Origin of the sequence: Candidatus Tisiphia endosymbiont of Myopa tessellatipennis (genome assembly GCF_964031105.1) — a bacterium.
Taxonomy (GTDB): Bacteria; Pseudomonadota; Alphaproteobacteria; order Rickettsiales; family Rickettsiaceae; genus Tisiphia.
Genome location: NZ_OZ035005.1, coordinates 676,568 through 697,055, shown reverse-complemented (window position 1 = coordinate 697,055; position 20,488 = coordinate 676,568). Strand labels below are relative to the sequence as shown.

The window sequence follows — 20,488 nt, the reverse complement described above, 5'->3', positions numbered from 1 at the left end:
CGTACTAATGTACGCTGCGTTCCTCGGCTTGAACACTCCTAGCACTTGTTGATTTTGACTCTATCGTCTACCAACTCTTCATTTACGAGCAGTATATACTTTAAAGCAGAAGAGTATGGTTTGGTAAATTACTGGTGAACATTAGAACGCTTGATACTAACACCACCCAAAATAAAGTAAAAGGTAAAAATACTTTCCAACCTAAACGCATTAATTGGTCGTAACGATATCTAGGTAATGTTGCTCTTATCCATAAAAAACAAAATAATAAAACCCCGGTTTTTAGTACAAACCACATAAAACCTGGCACAAAATTTAAGACTTTAATGCCAAAAGGTGGCAAATAGCCACCTAAGAAAAATGTGGTGGTCATACCGCTAGCTAAAATCATATTAGCGTACTCACCAAGAAAAAATAATGCAAATCCCATGGAAGAATATTCAACATTATAACCAGCAACTAGCTCAGACTCAGCTTCTGATAAATCAAAAGGCAATCTATTCGTTTCTACAAGTACTGATATGAAGAATATTACTGCCATAGGTAACAGCATCAAATCAACCCACCAAGGAAATAATCTTTGTCTTTCTATGATTTCTGAAAGATTAAGAGTACCTGTTGTTAAAAGTACAGTAACAATCACCAACCCTATAGATACTTCGTATGAAATCATCTGAGCCGACGAGCGAACAGCCCCAAGGAAAGCATATTTCGAATTACTTGCCCAGCCCGCTATGATTATACCATAAACAGCTAACGATGAGATGGCCATAATATACAAAACACCAACATTTATGTCGGCTAGTACAAGTTTCTTATCAAAAGGTATTACCGCCCAACCAATTAAACTAAGTACGAGGGTAATCATAGGTGCTAGGGTGAATAATATTTTATCAGCTTGGTTTGGTATAATTGTTTCTTTAAATAATAGTTTTACTGCATCGGCAATTGGTTGCAATAACCCAAAAGGTCCTACTACATTTGGACCTTTTCGGAGTTGCATTAGCCCTATTACTCTTCGCTCAGCATAGGTAAGGTAAGCTACGCACAGCAAAAGAGGAATAGTGATAGATAAAACTTTCAAAGCCACAATAATTAACGGCAATAGATATTGTTGAAAGAACGATATCATGCAACTTTGTCCCTTTCTTGCTTTGACTCTACACATTTTGCCATAGTAACAGATGCTCTACTAATCGAGTCTGTCATATAGTAATTTATAGGTTTAGTCACTATATCAGATTTAAGTAAATTATCGAGGGAGGTAAATTTTATAAAATCACAGCTCGTTATCTCAGAAATATTGGCAAATACCGGGAATTCTGCAGCCAACCTAGTTCTTATTTCATCTAAATTATTCATGCCAAGATTTAGCCCTAAACTATTAGCTAAATTCTTTATAATAACCCAATCTTCTTTTGCTTGTCCTACTGGATGAGTTGCGGCTTTACCATATTGAGGTCTTCCTTCAAAATTTACGTAAGTGGCATCTTTTTCTGTATAGCTACTAGCAGGAAAGATTACATCTGCTACATTTGCTCCATTATCACCGTGATGTCCTTGATATACTACAAAAGATGATTTTATTTTGTTCATATCAATTTCATCACTGCCTAGTAAATATACAAACTTAATCTCACCCCTTTCTGCCTTTTGTAAAATTTCAAAAACTCCATTACCACCGTTTTTAGGACTAAAGCCTATATCTAAACTACCGACCATTGACGCATGATTATGCAATATATTAAAACCATTCCAATCATCTCTAACTATCTTATATTTATCAACCATTTGGTGAATGAGTGCCAAAATAGCATAACCATCATCCCGAGAATATACACCATCACCAATAATTATAACTGGATTTTTTGCATGTTCTAATTCCTTAGCAAACTGATGTTCCTCTGATATTATTGCCTTAATTATGTCAGGGCTAGCCCCTAATTCATTTATATAATAAGTTTGGTTAGTAATATTGCCAATTCGAGCTACTTTTAGCTTTCCCTCTCTTTGCAATATGCCAATACGAGCATTCAGGACAGGAGCTACTTGTCTAATATTTGCACCAATTAACAAAGCTAGATCAGCTTCTTTAAGTCTAGAAATTGTTGTGTTAAATAGATAGTTCCCCCTACTAGATTGGTCTATTTTATAATTAAACTGGTTACTGTCAAAATTGTTACATCCAAGTTTCTGTAATAATGTTTTCAATAAAAACATTGATTCGGTGCATACTAGCGTTCCAGCTATTGCTGCAATCTGATCACCGACTTGATCACCAGCAAGAGACTCTAATTTTTGTGCTACTAATGCAATAGCATCATTCCAAGAGGCTTCGACTAATTTACCGTTTTTCCTGATATATGGAGAATCTAACCTTTGATATTTCAAACCATCATAAGCAAATCTTGCTTTATCTGATATCCATTCTTCTTTGATATCGTCATTAATCCTTGGTAATATCCTCATTACTTCAGATCCCCTACTATCAACCCTTATATTACAACCTTGTGCATCCAATACATCTATTGATTCAGTCTTTGTTAGTTCCCAACTACGAGCTTTAAAAGAATAAGGCTTAGAATTTAATGCTCCGACTGGGCAAATATCTATAATATTGCCTGATAACTCCGATTCAAGACTACGTTCAAGATACGAGGTTACTTCCATATGCTCCCCCCTGTAAAGAGTTCCTATTTCCTCAACTCCAGCAATATCAGTGGCAAATCTTATACATCTAGTACATTGTATGCATCTAGTCATATGGGTCTTAATCAAAGGTCCCATATACTTATCTTTGACCGTTCTTTTATTCTCCAAAAATCTAGAACTTGCTTTACCATATTTAAAGGCTTGATCCTGTAAATCACACTCACCTCCTTGATCACAAATAGGACAATCTAGGGGGTGATTAATCAATAGAAATTCCATCACTCCTTCACGAGCCTTTTTAACACCTATGGTATTAGTGTGGATAACCATACCTGAGGAGGCAGGCATAGCACAAGAAGCAATGGGCTTGGGAGATTTTTCCATCTCCACCAAGCACATACGGCAGTTACCGGCAATCTTTAAACGTTCATGAAAACAGAAATGTGGGATTTCTATACCAAGCTTACTGCAGGCACGAAATACGGTTGTGCCTTCCTCTACTTCAACTTCAGTACCATCTATAGTAAGTTTTATCATTATATAATGTAGTTTTATATTACGTCGAAATTATACCACATTATATGTTACTCACTAATCTAAATTTTCCAATTTTACAAGAATTTTGCAATATTAACTAACAAAAAAGATGCTATCCCTATGAAAGCAGAGATCTGTATATCATAACTTTTGAGGCTATTTTTTAGATCTCCGCACTAAGATGAAGCTAAGAGACGACTTAAGTTCCCGTACATGCTGTAGTAGCATCAGCAGTACTAGCTACCATGTTTATAATTTCGGGAGCCTTAAACAATATTATAACACCAGTCACAATAACCAATGCAACTTCCCATTTTAATTGACCTCTAAGAGTTTGAATCCCTAGAACAACTATACCAATAATTGCTATACCACGAGCTGTATTACCACGAAATGTTTTGATCATCTTACACAACACATCACCTACTGGATCAGTAGAAGCAAAAGCATCCGATGCTGTAGTAATTAGAGCAATGCTACAAAGGATAAACAGCAAACGCCACACAAAACCACTATCAAACTGTTCAGAATAGGACCTACAAATATTCATATTTTACCTCGTTAACGAATTATTTTAGACATGTGGATGATTCTATACTGTACATTTTTACAGTTCAAGGATTAATATAGGGTGATCGTAATCTAATTGGATAATTGCTGGAAAAGAAAGGTTTACGTGGTGTTTTAGTCACAATTTTTGCAAGTTTAATTAATACTCCCGATGTTATCTCTGCACTTTCGGATGTCATCAACTATGATTTTAAACCGATGTCTTACATTAAATTGAGGTTACACTATGTAGTTCTCTTTTGTGGGTAACTTCCAGAGTCTTTTTCTAACTTCTCAAAATGCAATAGCCCGTAGGCAAAAGCTATAATTGTAGGAATCATAATAATCAATATCCCCCAATTGCCAAAATAGTCAATAATATAAATGAAACCAAAAGAAGTAATAACGTACATCAAAGCACGAGATACAGAAAATATCACGCTAACACAGGTAAAACGTTTAAATATAGGAAAGCTTTTATAAAAAATTGGAGCAGCAGAGGTATGACAGTACTTAAATAAAATAATGACTATCTGAATGAGAAATAGCTCAAACGGAAAATGAAGATTATTTAGCCAATATGGACAAAATAAAATAACAATAGAATATATAATAAGTATAATTTTTGCGGTTAATAATGGATATACTCTGTAACTTACATAAGATAATATTGATAAGATTAAGAACTCTAATACAGAGACAATAAAATTATGATGAATAACCTCAATTGATGTATAACCAAAATCAGTCTTGAGAATAGTACCACAATGCAGATAGATAAAATAAAAACATACCGGTGTAGAACATTCTAATAAAAGGAACGCTATTATTGTTTTTTTATTAATTTTTTCATTAACGACTGGATCATTATATAATGCTTTTATATCAATATTAGCTTTCTCATATTTCTTTTTTAGTATAAGTTTTGCATTAGCAAATTCAGGTGTTTCCCGCAATGTTGTTTTAGCAGCAAAACCAATCAATGCCACTATTGCACCTATCCAAAATGCTAGACGCCAGTTAAAACCATAGGAAGTAACAAGTGAGGCAATTCCTAAAGCACCCATACTTCCTAAGACAGCAGATAGACCTACCAATGTCACACTTACATACTGGATTGGTGGGTTAATTGTTTCGGTTAAATAAAGTCCTGCCCCTACTATCTCCCCCATAGATGTCATGCCTTGAACAATACGGCAAATTGTTATTATCCAAGTAGCAGCTACTCCTATTTGAGCATAGGTAGGAAGATTAGCCATGACAAAACATGATACAGCCATCATAAAAGTTGTAATTATAACAGTAGATTTGCGTCCTATATTATCACCCAACCAACCAAATATTAAGGCACCAACCGGCCGAAAAACAAAGGTAGTACAAAAGGCAAAAGACATCATTAAAGAAGTGAAGTGAGAATCAGCAGGTTCAAAAAACAACTCATTAAGAAATGCTGCCATATGAACATATAACATCAAGTCAAAATATTCTAAAAATGTACCAATTGAAAGTAAGCCCACTGCTTCTTTCTGTTCTCTAGTTAGACTTCTCTGTTCATGCGGATACTTTATCATTTATTTTTCTCCTTTAATGTTAAAATGAGCTTATATATTCTGCTACTTTAAAGAATTGGAGTCTACTTAACCTCAAGTATCAATGTAATAAATTAATAGTAGGCTTAAGTAATCATCGCCATTAGGGGGCACCTTTGTCATTATGTCACTCCTACTCGCCATTATGTCATCCAAACGAAAGCTGGGATATAAAACCATATAACATACCTTTTATGCTATTTTTTAGACCTCTGCCTACGCACAGGTGTGACATTCGAAGGCAAGGATGGACTATTAAACAGATGTCTTACATCGAATTTAGGTACATTATATAAATTTTTTAGATACTGGATTTTCCATGAGTCTCTTAGCTATCTCACTATCTGATATGGAATCGTTTTTTGTAGATTGCATATATATAGCTACTAATTCTAGCATTTTATCACAAAACTCAGATTGTAGCATTTGAGAAGCTTCTAGCTTTTGCCTATTCATTAAATCTATAGTCTCAAGTTTTTTGCTTTCTAGAAACTTATCAAATTCTTCGTTTTGCTGCTTAATTATATTATTGGTAGTTTCTTTGCCATCTTTGATCATTTTTTCTCTTAAAACTTCAATCTGTTGTATTTGGACTGCAGCATTTTCAAATAACAACGTCATATCTTTGTTAAGTTTTTGGGCTTCTAAGACTTGGTCTTTGATAGCTGTAATTTTGTCATCTAACAATTTTAAAATTATATTTTTTATCGGTCTATAGACTAAATACACAAAAATTAGGAAACAGATGGCTAGCCAAAATTTTTCGTCAAACAATTGCATTATTTTATCTTTTTGTAAGATTCTTTTAGTAATTCTAAATCAACTTCTTGATTAGTAATTTTTTGAATTAACAATTTTGCTAAATCGATGCATGAGTCATTTTCATCAATCCAAAATAATTTATTAGTTGTTTCTATATCATGACGATTATTGGCAATTTGTGCTTTCAACTCATTATGGAGTTGAATTTTTTTTGATAGCAGAGATGCTTCCATTGCATCCCTAGCTTCTTTTTTAATATTTTCCACTATATTTGATATCTCTGCTAGCGTACTTGTATATTGCTTGTGCAAGCTATCAGCTTTTTCCCCAAGACTTTCTGCACTAGCAATATTGCTATCTATATAAGCTTGCCTGTTCTCAAGAATCTTTTCAGTTAGTGGTGCAATGAACTTATGAACTAGAAGGTATAAGGTACTAAAAACAACCCCCAGCCAAAAGATTTGTGAACAATAAAAGGTAACATCAAATTGAGGCATAGTTATTTAAGAAAATATTAATAAAATTGCAATTACGAACGAGAATAAGCCCATAGCTTCCGTAAGTCCAGCTCCAATGAATGCCATTCTTTGTAATTGATCAGTAGCTGAAGGGTTACGGGCAATTGAAGACAGCAATGCACTGAATATACTACCTACGCCAATAGCAGCACCTGACATACCAATAGCCATTAATCCTACACCAATAAATTTTAGAGATGTTCCGTCCATATATAAGCTCCTAAATATAAAAAATTCTAGGTTCTTGCGTATGACTTCATTTTTATCTATAAGACCATAAAAATGAAGCCTTCGCAAAACCTAATGTGAATTTACAGCATCATTCAAGTATACACAAGAAAGAATTGTAAATATATAAGCTTGAAGTATTGCTATAAAAATTTCAAATCCAATAAGGATCACAATTAGTGGAATTGGCAAAAATTTAAAGAAAATCATTAATGAAACTATAAATCCTGCCATCACCTTTAGTAATATATGTCCTGCTACCATATTAGCAGCTAACCTTAAAGATAAGCTTATAGGTCTTGCTAGATAGGCAAATAATTCTATCAAAATCATAAGCGGAGCTAGCCAAGATGGCGTACCTTTAGGCAAAAATATTGATAAAAAATGTATACCGTGATTAATAAAACCGATAATTGTAACCATAAAAAATATCATAATTGCTAAGGCAAATGTTACTATAATATGGCTAGTAACAGTGAATCCGTAAGGAAGCATGCCGAGCAAGTTACATAACAAAATAAACATAAACAAAGTGAAAATGAACGGTATAAACTTACGCCCCTTTTCTCCAACATTTTGATTGAGCATCACTGTAATTATATCATAAATTATTTCAGCACTAAGCTGTAATCTAGATGGTATAATTTTTTTACCTTTTAAGGCTAAATAAAAATAGGAGAGGCTTACAACTCCAGCAAGTAACATAAACAAACTAGAGTTAGTAAAACTAATATCGAAACCAAATAAATTAATTTCTACTAGTTTCTTTATTGCAAATTGATCTAAGGGACTATGGGACATTATTTCTTATTTAGTTTTTGCCAAATTATTTTAAAACCTGCAAGCATACCTATCAACAAAAATATTATAATACAAAATGGTTTAGAATTAAACAATTTATCTAATGTAAAACCAACAATAAACCCCAGCATCACACTAGAAAACAAATCTAACGCTATAGCCAACGCATCAATTTCTTTTTTTGGATTAAGTTTAGGGTGAAAATGATTATTTGTTTGATTATTTGCTTTAAGTGTCTTAATCCTTTTCTGTATCTTATCTAACTCTTTTTGTTCCAACATATACATTAATACAAAGAAGTCTATTTAAACCTCAATTTCGGATTAATTTCATTAATCCGAAATTGGAATGAGAAAATAAACAATCAGGCTTAAAGCGGCTATCACGCCTGATTGTTAAATATTTCATTTGCTAATAATCTTATTTTTATTGGTATAAAAATAAGATTATTAGCGATAATAGATTAAAATGCATTCGTAGAATCGATTCAAGAATGCATTTTTCTGAAGAACTTAAATTATTCTAGCCAGTTTTGGATTAAAATTAAAAATTTTAATCCAAAACTGAGGTTTTAAATAACCTTGGTACTATATAGCTATGTAACATTAGACCTTTGTTTGTAAGATTAATATGACCTTTATCACCTAATCCCTCATCCCACCTAAGTAAACCTAGCTCTTTATAGTATGTTGCCTTTCCCATATCTAAAATCTCAAATAATTGTTTACCAGTTCTTTTCTGTATACTATCAATAGTTATACCCTTTTCAAGACGTAGTCCCATCATCAACATTTCTTCAATTATTTCTTGCATAGAAAGTTTATTAATCTGCTGAATACCACATCCTAAACTATCTACAGCTTGTAACCATTTTTCTGGTTTATGCCACATCATGATACTATAGAGATTAGATGTAAAATTACTATCACACATGTTAACTCTGCTGTGGCTACCCGGACCTATACCTAAATAATTGTCATATTGCCAATATGTCAAGTTATGCTTACATTCATGACCTAATATAGCATAATTTGATATTTCATATCTAAGATATCCTTGAGACTTTAAATAGCAGTTAGTCCACTCATAATGGTCAGCTGCTTGATCTGAGTTTGGTATAGTCAGATTTCCCTCGTTAAACAATTTATAAAATAACGTGCCCTTTTCGATTACCAGTTGATACAGTGAGATATGACCTGAGGCAAGTTTCATGGCATTGGTAAGTTCATCTTGCCAACTTTCTAGAGTTTGGTTACTTCTTGCATAAATTAGGTCAAAAGATATTCTAGGGAAAAGATGGCGAGCTGTTTCAATAGCTTTGATTGCTTGCCCTACATCATGTTGTCGTCCTAAACTCTTTAAGTCATCTTCCACTAGAGACTGGACGCCAATTGACACGCGGTTTATTCCAGCTGATCTAAAGTCCCTAAATTTTTCAGTCTCAAATGAAGTGGGATTTGCTTCTAAAGTAATTTCTGTTTGCTCATCTATTATTGCTAAATTTGCTATTTTTTTAATTATTCCTTCAACAACAAATGGCTTCATTAAAGATGGAGTTCCACCTCCAAAGAAAATAGATTTTATATATTTATGACCTATAATATCCTTGAAATGATCAAGCTCTAGTTCATAACATTTCAACCATGTATCATGATCTACTTTATCTACAACATGAGAATTAAAATCACAATATGGACATTTTGACAAGCAAAACGGCCAGTGTATATATATCGATAAAGGATTTTTCATGTTTATGCTTATTTGAACATTAGACTTCTTTCGAAACTCGCTTATGCTGAGGGATTTGAAGGAGACGCGGAACGCAGAACCGCAGCGTACTCTAATGTACGTGAGGATTCGAGTACCGCATCGACGTACAAATCACCAGCAGAAGTAGAGTTTCGAAAGAAGTCTATTACTTAAGCTCATCTTTTACTACAGTCAATTGATGAGAAGTCGGTAGCGTCGCCTTCGTTCGCTCGCCTATTACATATAGGCGTCGCTCCATCGCTCCTGCTACCCAATCCTCCTGAATTGACTATATCACTACTTCCAACCCCTTTATTAGACCTCTTCAAATTGGTCATGCGTAAACAATAGTAGCATGTTAGCATCGATATGTTCTTTGAGAGGTGGATAGGTGATCAGATCATAAGATTGTACATCTACTTTAACCGGTAAGTTACTGTCATTAAGTAAAGTAAATATACGATCAAGGTTTTTTTCATCAAGCGAACCATAAATAACTATATCAATATCAGAATTAGGACGATAAGAACCAGTAGCACGCGAACCAAACAAACCAACACTCTCAATTTGTTTTGAGAAGGGAAACAAAATATTACGCAGTATGTTTAACTGTTCCTTACTTAATCCATGATTAGATATATTTACTTTCATCTACCATCTCTTCTTCTGTAAATTTCAGCATCACCAAATACATCTTAAAATACATGATCTCCAATTCAGGATAATAATCCTTTTCAATATTTATAATAATCTGTTCAAACTGTTTGAAATCGTAGGTATGTGACATCTTATTACGGGAATCTAAAGCATTCATCCATACTTCACCATTCTTAATTAAATTAGCGGCAATAGCTGCCTTAAGTACGGTAGCTGGGGTAATGGTTGATAGTATCACCCCCTTATATTCTAGATAGTCTTTAAGTACGTTCCATGTCAATTCCCACGTATATTCAAAACGCTGTACTACTCCTTCCATCTCTAACTGACTTATCTTGCGTTCTCGCATTATGTACATAGCCTCACGTAGCAGAGCAAAAGCACGTTTAAAAGTATCAAAACGATATAGCCAGCGAGGAGTCTTTATACTAGTAAATGTGGTCATGTTAGTTCATTTCTTAATAATTTTCATTATACATTATTTTCTTTAGGTTGTGTGAACATTTCTATGTAATGAGTAAATTTATAGGCATTTTCGCTCGCAGAACCGCAGCGTACTAAATGTACGTGAGGATTCGAGACTCATCTTCGAGATAAATATGAGCAGAAATTATGCTATAGAACGTGAGTATTATGCGACGAGTGGAGTGTAGAATTAAATTCTCGTTACTGACTACATTTTTTCACCTGTGGAATTTTATAATAAAGAAATACTGATAAAAGTGTACTTTAATGACAAGAGTTTTTATTTGAAACAAAACAATGGTAATACACATAAGAAGCATTATGTTGACTAATTTTTAGTATGTCAAGTAGAAAAGTGATGTTTACATGACTACAAACTTCATGCCAAAACCACTGCGAACCTGATTCTTTAGACGTTTCAAGCACTTTTTCGTCTCGAAGATGAGGCGAGAACGAAAATAACGACGAAATTGACCATTAGATAGAAATGTTCACACAACCTAGAAATCGATTGAAGAAAATGTATTAGTAAGAAGAATTATTATTGCTACACCTGCTATTAAAATCATAGTTGATGACATAGTGATGGCATCTTTGGTAGTTAATGCTACTATGTACATTAACTACTGATTGCAATTATGCTACGCTGCAGGGTGTAAAGGTAATTTTATTATAGAGTAAGAATTGATTGATGGTGATATATCGAGGGTACTAAGAATTTCAACAAGGGCTGTGGTGAGGTCATGAATCATTTGGTCGGTATGGTTAGGTGTTGGGATGATTCTTAAACGTTCTGTGCCACGTGGTACTGTTGGGAAGTTAATATGCTGAACATAAATATTATATTTATCCAACAACATTTCAGAGGCTTGTTTGGCTTTAATTGGATCACCAATAATTATTGGTATAATATGACTATCATTTTTTAAATAATTTACTTTAGCTTTATCAAAAGATTTTTTTACCTTGGCTATTACCTTTTGGTAAGTTTCCCTCTCCATATTAGAATTTTTTAAATGACGAATACTGGCAGTTGCTGCTGAAGCAATAACTGGAGGTAGAGAGGTGGTGAATATAAAACCTGGTGCAGTAAGCCTTATAGAATCGATAATTTGACGATTGGCTACAACATAACCACCAATAGTGCCATAAGCCTTACCAAGCGTTCCTTGAATCATATCAATTTTATCAGCACAACCCTGAAGATCGGCAACGCCAGCACCATGTTTGCCGTACAGACCAACTGTATGTACTTCATCAATAAAGGTTAAAGCATTATATTTTTTAGCTAAATTCACTATTTTTTCTATTGGTGGAAATAATCCGTCCATAGAATAAGCTGATTCAAAAACAATAATTTTTGGTCTATTAATATCCACTGTTTTGAGTAATTCTTCAAGATGCTGAACATCAATGTGCCGATAAATATGTTTTTCAGCTTTTGAATTACAGATACCAGAAATAATAGAAGCGTGATTTAACTCATCTGAGAAAAAAACTATATTAGGCATTATTTTTGCCAGTGTTGCAAGGCTAGTATCATTGGCAACATAACCGGAAGTGAAAACTAGAGCTAATTCTTTATTATGTAGGATTGCTAGTTCCTTCTCTAATTCTATTATGCTGCTATTATTGCCACCTATATTTCTTGTACCACCAGAACCAATTCCATATTTGGATATAGCATCTAACGCAGCTTTGGTAACATCTGGATGCTTACTCATACCAAGATAATCATTAATACACCACATTACAATTTCTTTATTACCATACCAAGCAGATGGAAAGTTATTTGCCTGTCTTTGAACAGGAACAAATTCACGATATCTTCCTTCTTGTTTAATTCTAGTTATATGGTGATCGAATATATTATTATAGTTAGACATTACATTATTTTTTTATACAGTTTAAAACTTACCTAACCTCAGTTCGATATAAGAATTATTAATTCTTATATCGATACTTGCTTTGCTATAAGGAAAAATGCACTCTTGAAGCGGCTGACGCGGGTGCATTTTAACTTTTTTCATCATTCAATATGTGATTTTAATTATTAAAATCACATATTGAATGGAGTATTATATTTTAACAATCAGGTGGGCAGCCGCTTCAAACCTGATTGTTTCTATATATAATACTGAATTCGATGTAACTTGTTACACCGAATTCAAGTTACCTAACCTACGCGAATTTGGGATAAGAATTGACAAATTCTTATCCCAAATTCGCGTAACCTCAGGTTACCTACGTCCAAATAATCGCTCAATATCTTTGAGTTTGAGTTCGATGTAAGTTGGTCTACCATGATTACACTGACCAGAAAATGGGGTTTTTTCCATTTGTCTTAATAATTCATTCATTTCTTCAGAAGATAATTTACGACCTGCTCTGATAGCATAATGACATGCATAGGTTTCTGTAACATGTTCAATCAATTGAATCAAGGAAATATTTTCACCAAGATCAGATAAATTATCTGCCAAGTCTTGGGTAAGCTGGTTTATATCGGTATTTCCAAGTAAGCTTGGAGTCTCTGATACAATGATGGACCGCTCGCCAAATTTTTCTAGGCTTAAACCTAATTTAGAAAGATCATCCTTTTTATTATACAATAAATCAGCTCTTTTGACATCTGGTAATTCTACTATCTCAGGCATGAGTAATCTTTGCTTAATTAAGCCATTGTTACTTATCATTTGCTTAATTTTCTCGTATCCCAAACGCTCATGTGCTGCATGTTGATCTACGATAATAATACTATCTGCTGTTTGTGATATTATATAAGTGCCGTGCATTTGAGCTTTTGCTGCTCCGAGTGCAACATTAGACTTTTTGCATAACTCTACTTCTGCTGGTAATTTAGGCAATGGTGCTAGACTCGAATCCGTAACGAAATTTGCCGTACTGCTTGAAGGGTGAGGTTTCAATCCTCCTGCAGATTCCCTAGTAGAAGTGAATTTTGCAAGAGGTTTATTATTACAATCTAGGTCTAGGATATCATCCTCTAACACTTCTACTTTAGCATGTGGGTCTGTCTTTATTAATTGTTGCTGAACATTAGAACTATCATTGTGCCTAGGAATGGTTAAATTTTGAGACTTATAAGTACTGATATTATCAGATATACTCAAACTATTTGGATATATACTCAAATGATTTGGAGAATTGGTTTCGCAAAACTGCGGGGTATTCGCGTACTCACGTACTTCATGTACGCTCCGTTCGCTCACCCCTTGTTTTACGTTCCAATTCTCCAAATCATTTGAGTATACTTTGTTAGAAGAAGAGGTAGGGTTCTTTTGAAATGCCTTATTTGTTTTAACAAAATTATTATTAGTAGTAGTATTTCGAAAAAGACCTAAGGCAGTTGTGGCAATATTTGTTGACACCATATGACTTCTAGTAGCAAGGGCATCTTTGATAGAGCTTATCAGTAATCCCCGTATGGTACTTGGATCATGAAACCTTACTTCTGTTTTGGCAGGATGTACATTAACGTCAACCATGTGGGGATCTATCTGTAGAAACAAAACTGAAACTGGATGTCTATCCCGAGCTAAATAATCCTGATAAGCTAGTCTTAGAGCGATTTGTAGTAATTTATCCTTAACGGGTCTATTATTAACAAATAAAAACTGATCCTCAGCAGAAGCTCTATTAAAGGTAGGAAGGCTGGTAAAGCCATATACTGATATTTCTGGTCTTTGTAGATTAATATGGACAGAATTTTCAATAAAATCATAACCCAATATATCAATTATTCTTTGCTTTAACAGATCATCAAAATTTCCATCTTGACCTTTTACTTTTATGATATTTTTGCCATCATGAGATAAATTAATACTGATTTTAGGATGAGCTAATGCAATTTTCTTGATTACATCAACCGAAGCTGCCAATTCAGTTTTATCAGATCTTAAGAACTTTAGTCTTGCAGGGGTGGCAAAGAATAAATCACGTATTTCAATCTTAGTACCCTCGTTATGAATGGTAGGTTTAATCTCTTTATTATGCCCACCACTAGATTGTATATGATAAGCCCTATCAGCCCCACGTGCCTTTGAAGTAATCAACATCTTACTTACAGAACATATTGAAGGTAATGCCTCTCCGCGAAAGCCAAAAGTGTGAATATTTTGTAAATCTGACTCATCAAGTTTAGAAGTAGTATGACGTTCTACGGCAATTTTTAGATCTTCCTCAGACATGCCTATTCCGTCATCAGAAATAATAATAAGATTTTTCCCTGCTTGCTGTAAGCTTATATCTATCTTAGTGCTAGCTGCATCAATAGCATTCTCAACTAGTTCTTTTACCACCGAAGCTGGTCGTTCAATTACTTCCCCAGCAGCGATGCGGTTTATAGTACTATCTGACAGGAGTTTTATCTTCATTACTTACTAACACAAATGTTTTACTACAATAAGGACACACAATAGATCCTTTGGTTGAATCAATCTCCAAATAAATTCTCGGATGATCAAAAGGTGGTTCTTTGCCAAAACATGATACGGATGTAGAGATAGTCTCAATAATTTCCATATTTTGCATAAATTTGAAGCTATAATAAGAGTTTTTTTAGTATCTTACTACTATAAAACATAAGTGAAATTTATTCAAAATAAAAATCATTAATTATATTAGTGGTCTAGAAAATAATGATATAATAGAGAAAGAATCCTTTCACCAAACCATTTTATTAAATTGTTGGTAAAAATTTTAAAAATCATTTTACTAACTATTATAATCACTATGGTGATAAAGAAACTATAAATAATATCAGCTGGGTAATGCATAGCAAGAGTAATACGTGAGACTGCCACTAATAAAACAATCAAAAAGGCTATAATTTTTTGCCCCATTGTTATATATGGCCAAATACAGTAGGATACCATTAATGCTAATCCGAAGTGACTGCTTGGAAAGCTGGATAAACATCTTTCAACTTCAACATTAGCAATTGTTACAAAACTATTAAGAGGCAATGAGCAAAATGGTCTAGGTATATTAACTGAAAACTTAAATAGAGCATAAGTACAACCAAATATAGCATAAATTATACCAATCATTACCATTTTATTATATATAGACCAAAATTTGATCTGACGCTGATTAAAATCTTGAATCTTTTTTAACTGGATATAGAAATATCCACAATATATAAAATAAACGATAGCAAAGTTGGTAATATTAAAACAATAAGAGATAATTTGTAGAATATAAGCTATTATGCTAAAATGGTTAGTAATTCTATTGATCCACAAGAATATCTCTTGATTAAGACCATGGAAATTATATAAAAGTTCAAACATTTTCAATTTCAATTTTGTTTGGTTTAGTATATGCTACAAATAACAGTGCTAGGATGTGGCTCATCACTTGGTATGCCGATAATTAATTGTGATTGCAATATATGCACTTCTACTTCAAGTTACAATAAAAGAACTAGATCATCAATATACATCGATGATGGTAATAGTCAAATTCTTGTTGATTTTGGTTTTGACATCAAAAATCAACTAATGCGAGAAAAGATTAAAAAATTGGACGGTGCTATATTAACCCATTATCATGCAGATCATGTTAACGGTATTGATGATTTACGTATATTTCCATTTTTCCAAAAGACACCACTAGAAATTTTTTCTGACAGTAGCACAGCATTGAAAACTGAGAATCGTCACCAACATTTATTTGCTCTAGACAAACTGATTGCAAGACCGGTAGATTTTTTTGCAAAATTTAAAATTAATACCATAGATGTACAATTTTTCAGACAACATCATGGTTCCATAGATAGTTTAGGTATTAGAATGGATGATTTTGTATATTCTAGTGATGTGCTAGCTTTTCCGGCAGAATCTAAACCATTCTTGAAAAATATCAATGTTTGGATATTAGACTGTATGGCGTATGAATCTAATGATTGCCATGCAGGATTAGATAAAATTTTACAGTGGAACGATGAATATAAACCCCAACAAATATTATTAACGAATATGAATCATTTTATTGATTACCATGAGATATCAAAAATATTGCCAAGTAATATAAAACCTCTATATGATGGTTACAAATTTATAGTTTAGCAAACCTGAGTTACCCCAATTCGGGATAATTCTTATCCCGAATTCACGTAGGTCTATCAACTTTTCAAATTATTAGGAGTATATGATAATACTCGATAAGGTTTCAAGAAACTATGGCAAAACCTATGCTATTAAAGATATTAGTCTTGAATTCAAGAAAAAAGAAACTATAGCGATTATAGGATCTTCTGGTAGTGGTAAATCTACTTTATTGCGAATTATTAATGCTTTAGAAGTTCCTACCAGTGGGCATGTGTTAATCGATGACAAAAAATTGACGCAAAAAAATAAAAGGAAGCTTTGTCTTAAAATTGGCATGGTTTTTCAAGCTTTTAATCTTTTCCCGCACTTAAATGTCCAAGATAATTTAATATATGCTCCTGTTAATATTTTAGGAATGAAGCAAATGGCTGCCATTGCTAAGGCAGAGAAATTATTAGAACAATTTGGTTTAAGACAAAGAATTACCGCCTTTCCTGTCAATTTATCTGGGGGACAAAAACAAAGAGTGGCGATTTGCCGAGCCTTGATGATGAATCCAGAAATAATGTTATTTGACGAGCCTACTTCAGCTTTAGATCCTGAAAATATTAAAGATATTATTGAAATTATATCTTTATTTAAAAGTCAAATAACCATGATTGTAGTTACTCATCATATTAAATTTGCCAAAGCCATAGCCGATAGGATAATTTTTATGGATCACGGACAAGTTTTAGCTGATCAGCCGGCAGTAGAGTTTTTTAAAAAACCCAAATCTCATAGAGCAAGATTATTTTTAGAGAATATAGGTGATTTAATGTGAGTAATAAAAGTCTTATAAAGTTAATAATTATTCTCTGCATTAGTATTGTCATTACTTTCTGTGTACGTAAACTAGTAGCTGCACAATTTGCTGCTTTTTCTTGGGATAACCAAAAAAGTATAACTTGTTTTATAATGATTTTGGTGATTATCAGTATAGTTTATAATTCCTTTAGTCAAAAAGGTATAAGGATACTCTCTATTCAATTATTAACTTGGGGTGGAATTTTCTTAATTATAATTACTGGTTATGCTTTCAAGTTTGAGTTAAATTACGCCGCTCAAAGAGTCATATCCGTACTAATACCATCATATAATTGGGTCAATAAACAAGGAGAATTAGTAATTAGTCGTAGTAACGATGGGCATTTCTACGTTAACGCCGTGGTAAACGGAATAAAAATTAAATTTATGATTGATACCGGAGCAAGTGACTCATCTTCGAGACGAAAAAGTGCTTGAAACGTCTAAAGAATCAGGTTCGCAGTGGTTTTGGCATGAAGTTTGTAGTCATGTAAACATCACTTTTCTACTTGACATACTAAAAATTAGTCAACATAATGCTTCTTATGTGTATTACCATTGTTTTGTTTCAAATAAAAACTCTTGTCATTAAAGTACACTTTTATCAGTATTTCTTTATTATAAAATTCCACAGGTGAAAAAATGTAGTCAGTAACGAGAATTTAATTCTACACTCCACTCGTCGCATAATACTCACGTTCTATAGCATAATTTCTGCTCATATTTATCTCGAAGATGAGAAGTGATGTTGCTCTTACTATTAGTGATGCTAAAATGCTAGGATTTGACTTATCAAAACTAAATTACACTAGAACTTACTCTACAGCTAATGGTACGAGTAGGGCTGCTCCAGTGAGATTAAATAGTGTTGAGATTGGTAGAGGAGCTTTTTTTAGAAATGTTGAAGCTCACATAGGTACTGGCGGTCTTGACGTATCGTTACTCGGCATGTCGTTATTAGAGCGTTTCAAAGGTTTCAGAATAGATCGAGATATGTTGATTTTGAGTTATTAGGTATATACTCTTCTAGGAAACAACTAGCTAACATATTGATTTTCAAGCATTTTTACTTTTTTGTTTCTTCCATTATGAACTTGATCGTTTGATATTAAGTGTTAGCTCTTAAATAAATCGCTATGACTACCTGTATTTTCTAATATTAAGGTTTTATTATTTAACTCAAAAACTAATAGCCAATCAGGCTCTAAATGACATTCCCAAAGGGCTGAATAATTGTTAGATAACTTATGCAAACGGTATTTATTTGGCAACAATAGATGATATTCAACATCTTGATTAAGCCCTTTCTCTATTAAATCAATAAACTTATCTAATTTTTTTCTATCTTTACCCCGTTTAAGCATTAACTTAAATTCTTTGTCAAACTTATTGGTAGAAAGTATTCTAAAGGTCACTATTTGCCTTCTTATTCTCTTTAGCTACCTCTTGTTCTACTTCTTCTTGTAATCTATCAAGATGTCCAAAAAATTCTTCCTTCGAATCATAAGAGTTTAAATTAATACCTTGATGTGATTCTTCTATAGTTTTTATTGTTTCATCATTCAATACATTTTTGGATACATAAGGCTTATACTCTAATTCAATTTGTTTGTTTAATGTTTGTATTACAAAATCCTTTATACTAATGCCCTTCCAAGTGGTAAGCATCTTTAGCTTAAGGTGGAATTCATCCGAAACATCTAAGCTTAATCTAGACATAAATTTTCTTTAATTTGTGTGAATGTTGTAATGAACATTATAACTTTATATTATGCGGTTATCAACCTAAATATGAACTGCCAAACGGTTTCTAAGAAATAACTATCTAACATATTGATTTTCGAGCATTTTTGCTTCTTCCATTATGAACTTGATAGCACTATATCAAGTGTCAGCTCCTAACAAACTGCTTCTAATAGTTTGTTTTTACATAATGCTTAGCATTTTGTTTGGTACTACTTTGAAGAATTGCGTTGTCAACATCGTTTTTGGTCTTGTAGTACCATTACTTACATTGGCATTTTTAGGCAAAGTCTCCATGCACCGTAGCTCGGATAACAACGAAACTACTTATTTTGACTTCGTATATCAGCAACTATCGTCTGCAATTGGTCTAGATCTACCATTCCTGCTATTAATTTACCATTAATAATATAAGCAGGTACTCCCTGTATTTTTAAACCCTTTGCTAACTTAACATTTTTGTCGATGAGATTTTTTATTTCATCTTTATTGATTTCTTCCGCAATTACTTCAGGATTTAGATCATTTACTAGTAACAATTTTTCTACAGATTCTTTGGTAATAGATTTTAAGTCCATTAAACCATCATGAATATCTTGAAACTTACTCGGAGTGGTTTTATAAACAGCTAAAGCAATAGTTGCAGCATAATTAGATGCATCACCAAGAATCGGGAATGGTTTTAAAACGACTTTAACCCCCGTATCTAATTTGATTAACTGGTTAATAAAGTTATGACCTTTTCTACAATAACTACAGTTATAATCATAAAAAGTAGCGATGACTACATCTCCATTCGGGTTACCAAGTACAGGAGATGTAAGAGAATCTTCTATTTCAGATTTATTATCTTTTATATATTCGCCAGTTTTTATTTCCATTTCTTGCATTTTACGCTGCTGAAGACCTTCTATTGCCTGAATGATTATTTCGGGATTATTTAACAAATATTCTTTTATAATTTGTTCAGTTTTTTCCACTTCTTCTTTTTTGTCTAACACTTGCTGATCAAGAGTGTTAATCGAAACCGTAGTAGAAGCACTAGGAGTCTTCATAGTTTTATAAGCAAATAATGCTAGAAGAACAACAACAATAATTAATAATACTTTACCAACAACATTATGCATAATATTTTTCTATTAAATAGATTAGTTTGTTATAAATGGTTTATTAGTCCAAGTTATATAGTAGACTTCCTGCAGAATTCGCTTTTGCTGAGGAATTTGTAGGAGACACGGAACCTCGACCCGCAGCGTACTCAAATGTACGTGAGGATTCGAGTACCGGATCGACGCACAAATTACCAGCAAAAGTAGAATTA

25 protein-coding genes and 1 pseudogene are annotated in these 20,488 nt (G+C 33.1%); 6 read left to right on the top strand and 20 right to left on the bottom strand.

The window, feature by feature from the left end:
• Nucleotides 1-100: 100 nt before the first annotated feature.
• The 10 genes from nuoH to hemW all read right to left on the bottom strand — a co-directional run bounded on the left by nuoH (nt 101) and on the right by hemW (nt 9,385).
• A complete protein-coding gene (gene nuoH, locus AAHN03_RS03560; protein WP_342279121.1) occupies nt 101-1,132 on the bottom strand; it encodes an NADH-quinone oxidoreductase subunit NuoH in 1,032 nt (343 codons plus the stop codon).
• Nucleotides 1,129-3,189, bottom strand: a complete 2,061-nt coding sequence (gene nuoG / locus AAHN03_RS03555; protein WP_342279120.1) for an NADH-quinone oxidoreductase subunit NuoG — start codon at nt 3,187-3,189, stop codon at nt 1,129-1,131. The genes nuoH and nuoG overlap by 4 nt, the downstream gene beginning before the upstream one ends.
• Nucleotides 3,190-3,388: 199 nt before the next feature.
• Nucleotides 3,389-3,739 (bottom strand): TrbC/VirB2 family protein, encoded by a 351-nt coding sequence (locus AAHN03_RS03550; RefSeq protein WP_341761580.1) that lies wholly within the window; start codon nt 3,737-3,739, stop codon nt 3,389-3,391.
• Nucleotides 3,740-3,983: 244 nt separating this feature from the next.
• Nucleotides 3,984-5,309 carry an MFS transporter gene (locus AAHN03_RS03545; protein WP_341761579.1) on the bottom strand — a complete coding sequence of 442 codons (1,326 nt, stop codon included), beginning with the start codon at nt 5,307-5,309 and terminating at the stop codon, nt 3,984-3,986.
• A gap of 306 nt (nt 5,310-5,615) precedes the next feature.
• Nucleotides 5,616-6,107, bottom strand: coding sequence for an ATP F0F1 synthase subunit B (locus AAHN03_RS03540; protein ID WP_342279119.1), 492 nt, complete (start codon nt 6,105-6,107; stop codon nt 5,616-5,618).
• A complete protein-coding gene (locus tag AAHN03_RS03535; RefSeq protein ID WP_342279118.1) occupies nt 6,107-6,586 on the bottom strand; it encodes an ATP F0F1 synthase subunit B' in 480 nt (159 codons plus the stop codon). Before AAHN03_RS03535 ends, AAHN03_RS03540 begins: the two co-directional genes overlap by 1 nt.
• 6 nt (nt 6,587-6,592) lie before the next feature.
• Entirely contained in the window at nt 6,593-6,817 is a 225-nt protein-coding gene (locus AAHN03_RS03530; protein ID WP_341748043.1) for a F0F1 ATP synthase subunit C, read from the bottom strand.
• A 90-nt stretch (nt 6,818-6,907) separates the two neighbouring features.
• Nucleotides 6,908-7,636: a F0F1 ATP synthase subunit A gene (locus tag AAHN03_RS03525; protein ID WP_341761576.1), complete on the bottom strand. Its 729-nt coding sequence runs from the start codon at nt 7,634-7,636 to the stop codon at nt 6,908-6,910.
• A complete protein-coding gene (locus AAHN03_RS03520; protein ID WP_342279117.1) occupies nt 7,636-7,917 on the bottom strand; it encodes an AtpZ/AtpI family protein in 282 nt (93 codons plus the stop codon). The genes AAHN03_RS03525 and AAHN03_RS03520 overlap by 1 nt, the downstream gene beginning before the upstream one ends.
• A gap of 271 nt (nt 7,918-8,188) precedes the next feature.
• Nucleotides 8,189-9,385, bottom strand: a complete 1,197-nt coding sequence (gene hemW, locus AAHN03_RS03515) for a radical SAM family heme chaperone HemW (protein ID WP_342279116.1) — start codon at nt 9,383-9,385, stop codon at nt 8,189-8,191.
• A 12-nt stretch (nt 9,386-9,397) separates the two neighbouring features.
• On the opposite strand from hemW, the gene AAHN03_RS03510 reads away from it, so the two are divergent.
• Entirely contained in the window at nt 9,398-9,559 is a 162-nt protein-coding gene (locus AAHN03_RS03510) for a palindromic element RPE1 domain-containing protein (protein ID WP_342279115.1), read from the top strand.
• A 141-nt stretch (nt 9,560-9,700) separates the two neighbouring features.
• On the opposite strand, the gene AAHN03_RS03505 is transcribed toward AAHN03_RS03510, so the two are convergent.
• The 7 genes from AAHN03_RS03505 to AAHN03_RS03475 all read right to left on the bottom strand — a co-directional run bounded on the left by AAHN03_RS03505 (nt 9,701) and on the right by AAHN03_RS03475 (nt 15,819).
• On the bottom strand, nt 9,701-10,036 hold the full coding sequence (locus tag AAHN03_RS03505; RefSeq protein WP_342279114.1) for a nucleotidyltransferase domain-containing protein: 336 nt from the start codon (nt 10,034-10,036) through the stop codon (nt 9,701-9,703).
• Entirely contained in the window at nt 10,017-10,487 is a 471-nt protein-coding gene (locus tag AAHN03_RS03500; RefSeq protein ID WP_342279113.1) for a nucleotidyltransferase substrate binding protein, read from the bottom strand. Before AAHN03_RS03500 ends, AAHN03_RS03505 begins: the two co-directional genes overlap by 20 nt.
• A gap of 284 nt (nt 10,488-10,771) precedes the next feature.
• The gene (locus tag AAHN03_RS03495; protein WP_341761540.1) at nt 10,772-10,933 is read right to left on the bottom strand and encodes a hypothetical protein; all 162 of its coding nucleotides are present in this window, start codon (nt 10,931-10,933) and stop codon (nt 10,772-10,774) included.
• 215 nt (nt 10,934-11,148) lie between these two features.
• The gene (hemA, locus tag AAHN03_RS03490; protein ID WP_342279112.1) at nt 11,149-12,393 is read right to left on the bottom strand and encodes a 5-aminolevulinate synthase; all 1,245 of its coding nucleotides are present in this window, start codon (nt 12,391-12,393) and stop codon (nt 11,149-11,151) included.
• Between the two features lie 354 nt (nt 12,394-12,747).
• The gene (mutL, locus tag AAHN03_RS03485) at nt 12,748-14,901 is read right to left on the bottom strand and encodes a DNA mismatch repair endonuclease MutL (protein WP_342279111.1); all 2,154 of its coding nucleotides are present in this window, start codon (nt 14,899-14,901) and stop codon (nt 12,748-12,750) included.
• Nucleotides 14,876-15,049, bottom strand: coding sequence for a zinc-finger domain-containing protein (locus AAHN03_RS03480; RefSeq protein ID WP_341748418.1), 174 nt, complete (start codon nt 15,047-15,049; stop codon nt 14,876-14,878). Before AAHN03_RS03480 ends, mutL begins: the two co-directional genes overlap by 26 nt.
• 98 nt (nt 15,050-15,147) lie before the next feature.
• A complete protein-coding gene (locus AAHN03_RS03475) occupies nt 15,148-15,819 on the bottom strand; it encodes a phosphatase PAP2 family protein (protein ID WP_342279110.1) in 672 nt (223 codons plus the stop codon).
• 30 nt (nt 15,820-15,849) lie between these two features.
• On the opposite strand from AAHN03_RS03475, the gene AAHN03_RS03470 reads away from it, so the two are divergent.
• The 5 genes and pseudogenes from AAHN03_RS03470 to AAHN03_RS03450 all read left to right on the top strand — a co-directional run.
• On the top strand, nt 15,850-16,596 hold the full coding sequence (locus AAHN03_RS03470) for an MBL fold metallo-hydrolase (protein WP_342279109.1): 747 nt from the start codon (nt 15,850-15,852) through the stop codon (nt 16,594-16,596).
• An 82-nt stretch (nt 16,597-16,678) separates the two neighbouring features.
• The gene (locus AAHN03_RS03465) at nt 16,679-17,401 is read left to right on the top strand and encodes an amino acid ABC transporter ATP-binding protein (RefSeq protein ID WP_341761745.1); all 723 of its coding nucleotides are present in this window, start codon (nt 16,679-16,681) and stop codon (nt 17,399-17,401) included.
• The gene (locus AAHN03_RS03460; RefSeq protein ID WP_342279108.1) at nt 17,398-17,862 is read left to right on the top strand and encodes a hypothetical protein; all 465 of its coding nucleotides are present in this window, start codon (nt 17,398-17,400) and stop codon (nt 17,860-17,862) included. Before AAHN03_RS03465 ends, AAHN03_RS03460 begins: the two co-directional genes overlap by 4 nt.
• Nucleotides 17,855-18,016 (top strand): hypothetical protein, encoded by a 162-nt coding sequence (locus AAHN03_RS03455; RefSeq protein ID WP_341761540.1) that lies wholly within the window; start codon nt 17,855-17,857, stop codon nt 18,014-18,016. Before AAHN03_RS03460 ends, AAHN03_RS03455 begins: the two co-directional genes overlap by 8 nt.
• Before the next feature lie 149 nt (nt 18,017-18,165).
• Nucleotides 18,166-18,438: pseudogene (locus AAHN03_RS03450) on the top strand (TIGR02281 family clan AA aspartic protease); the annotation flags it as partial.
• 101 nt (nt 18,439-18,539) lie between these two features.
• On the opposite strand, the gene AAHN03_RS03445 reads toward AAHN03_RS03450, so the two are convergent.
• The 3 genes from AAHN03_RS03445 to AAHN03_RS03435 form a co-directional block, all read right to left on the bottom strand.
• Nucleotides 18,540-18,839 carry a type II toxin-antitoxin system YafQ family toxin gene (locus tag AAHN03_RS03445; protein ID WP_342279107.1) on the bottom strand — a complete coding sequence of 100 codons (300 nt, stop codon included), beginning with the start codon at nt 18,837-18,839 and terminating at the stop codon, nt 18,540-18,542.
• Nucleotides 18,829-19,143 (bottom strand): hypothetical protein, encoded by a 315-nt coding sequence (locus AAHN03_RS03440; RefSeq protein ID WP_341761742.1) that lies wholly within the window; start codon nt 19,141-19,143, stop codon nt 18,829-18,831. The genes AAHN03_RS03445 and AAHN03_RS03440 overlap by 11 nt, the downstream gene beginning before the upstream one ends.
• A 347-nt stretch (nt 19,144-19,490) precedes the next feature.
• A complete protein-coding gene (locus AAHN03_RS03435) occupies nt 19,491-20,294 on the bottom strand; it encodes a DsbA family protein (RefSeq protein WP_341761741.1) in 804 nt (267 codons plus the stop codon).
• Nucleotides 20,295-20,488 lie beyond the last annotated feature (194 nt).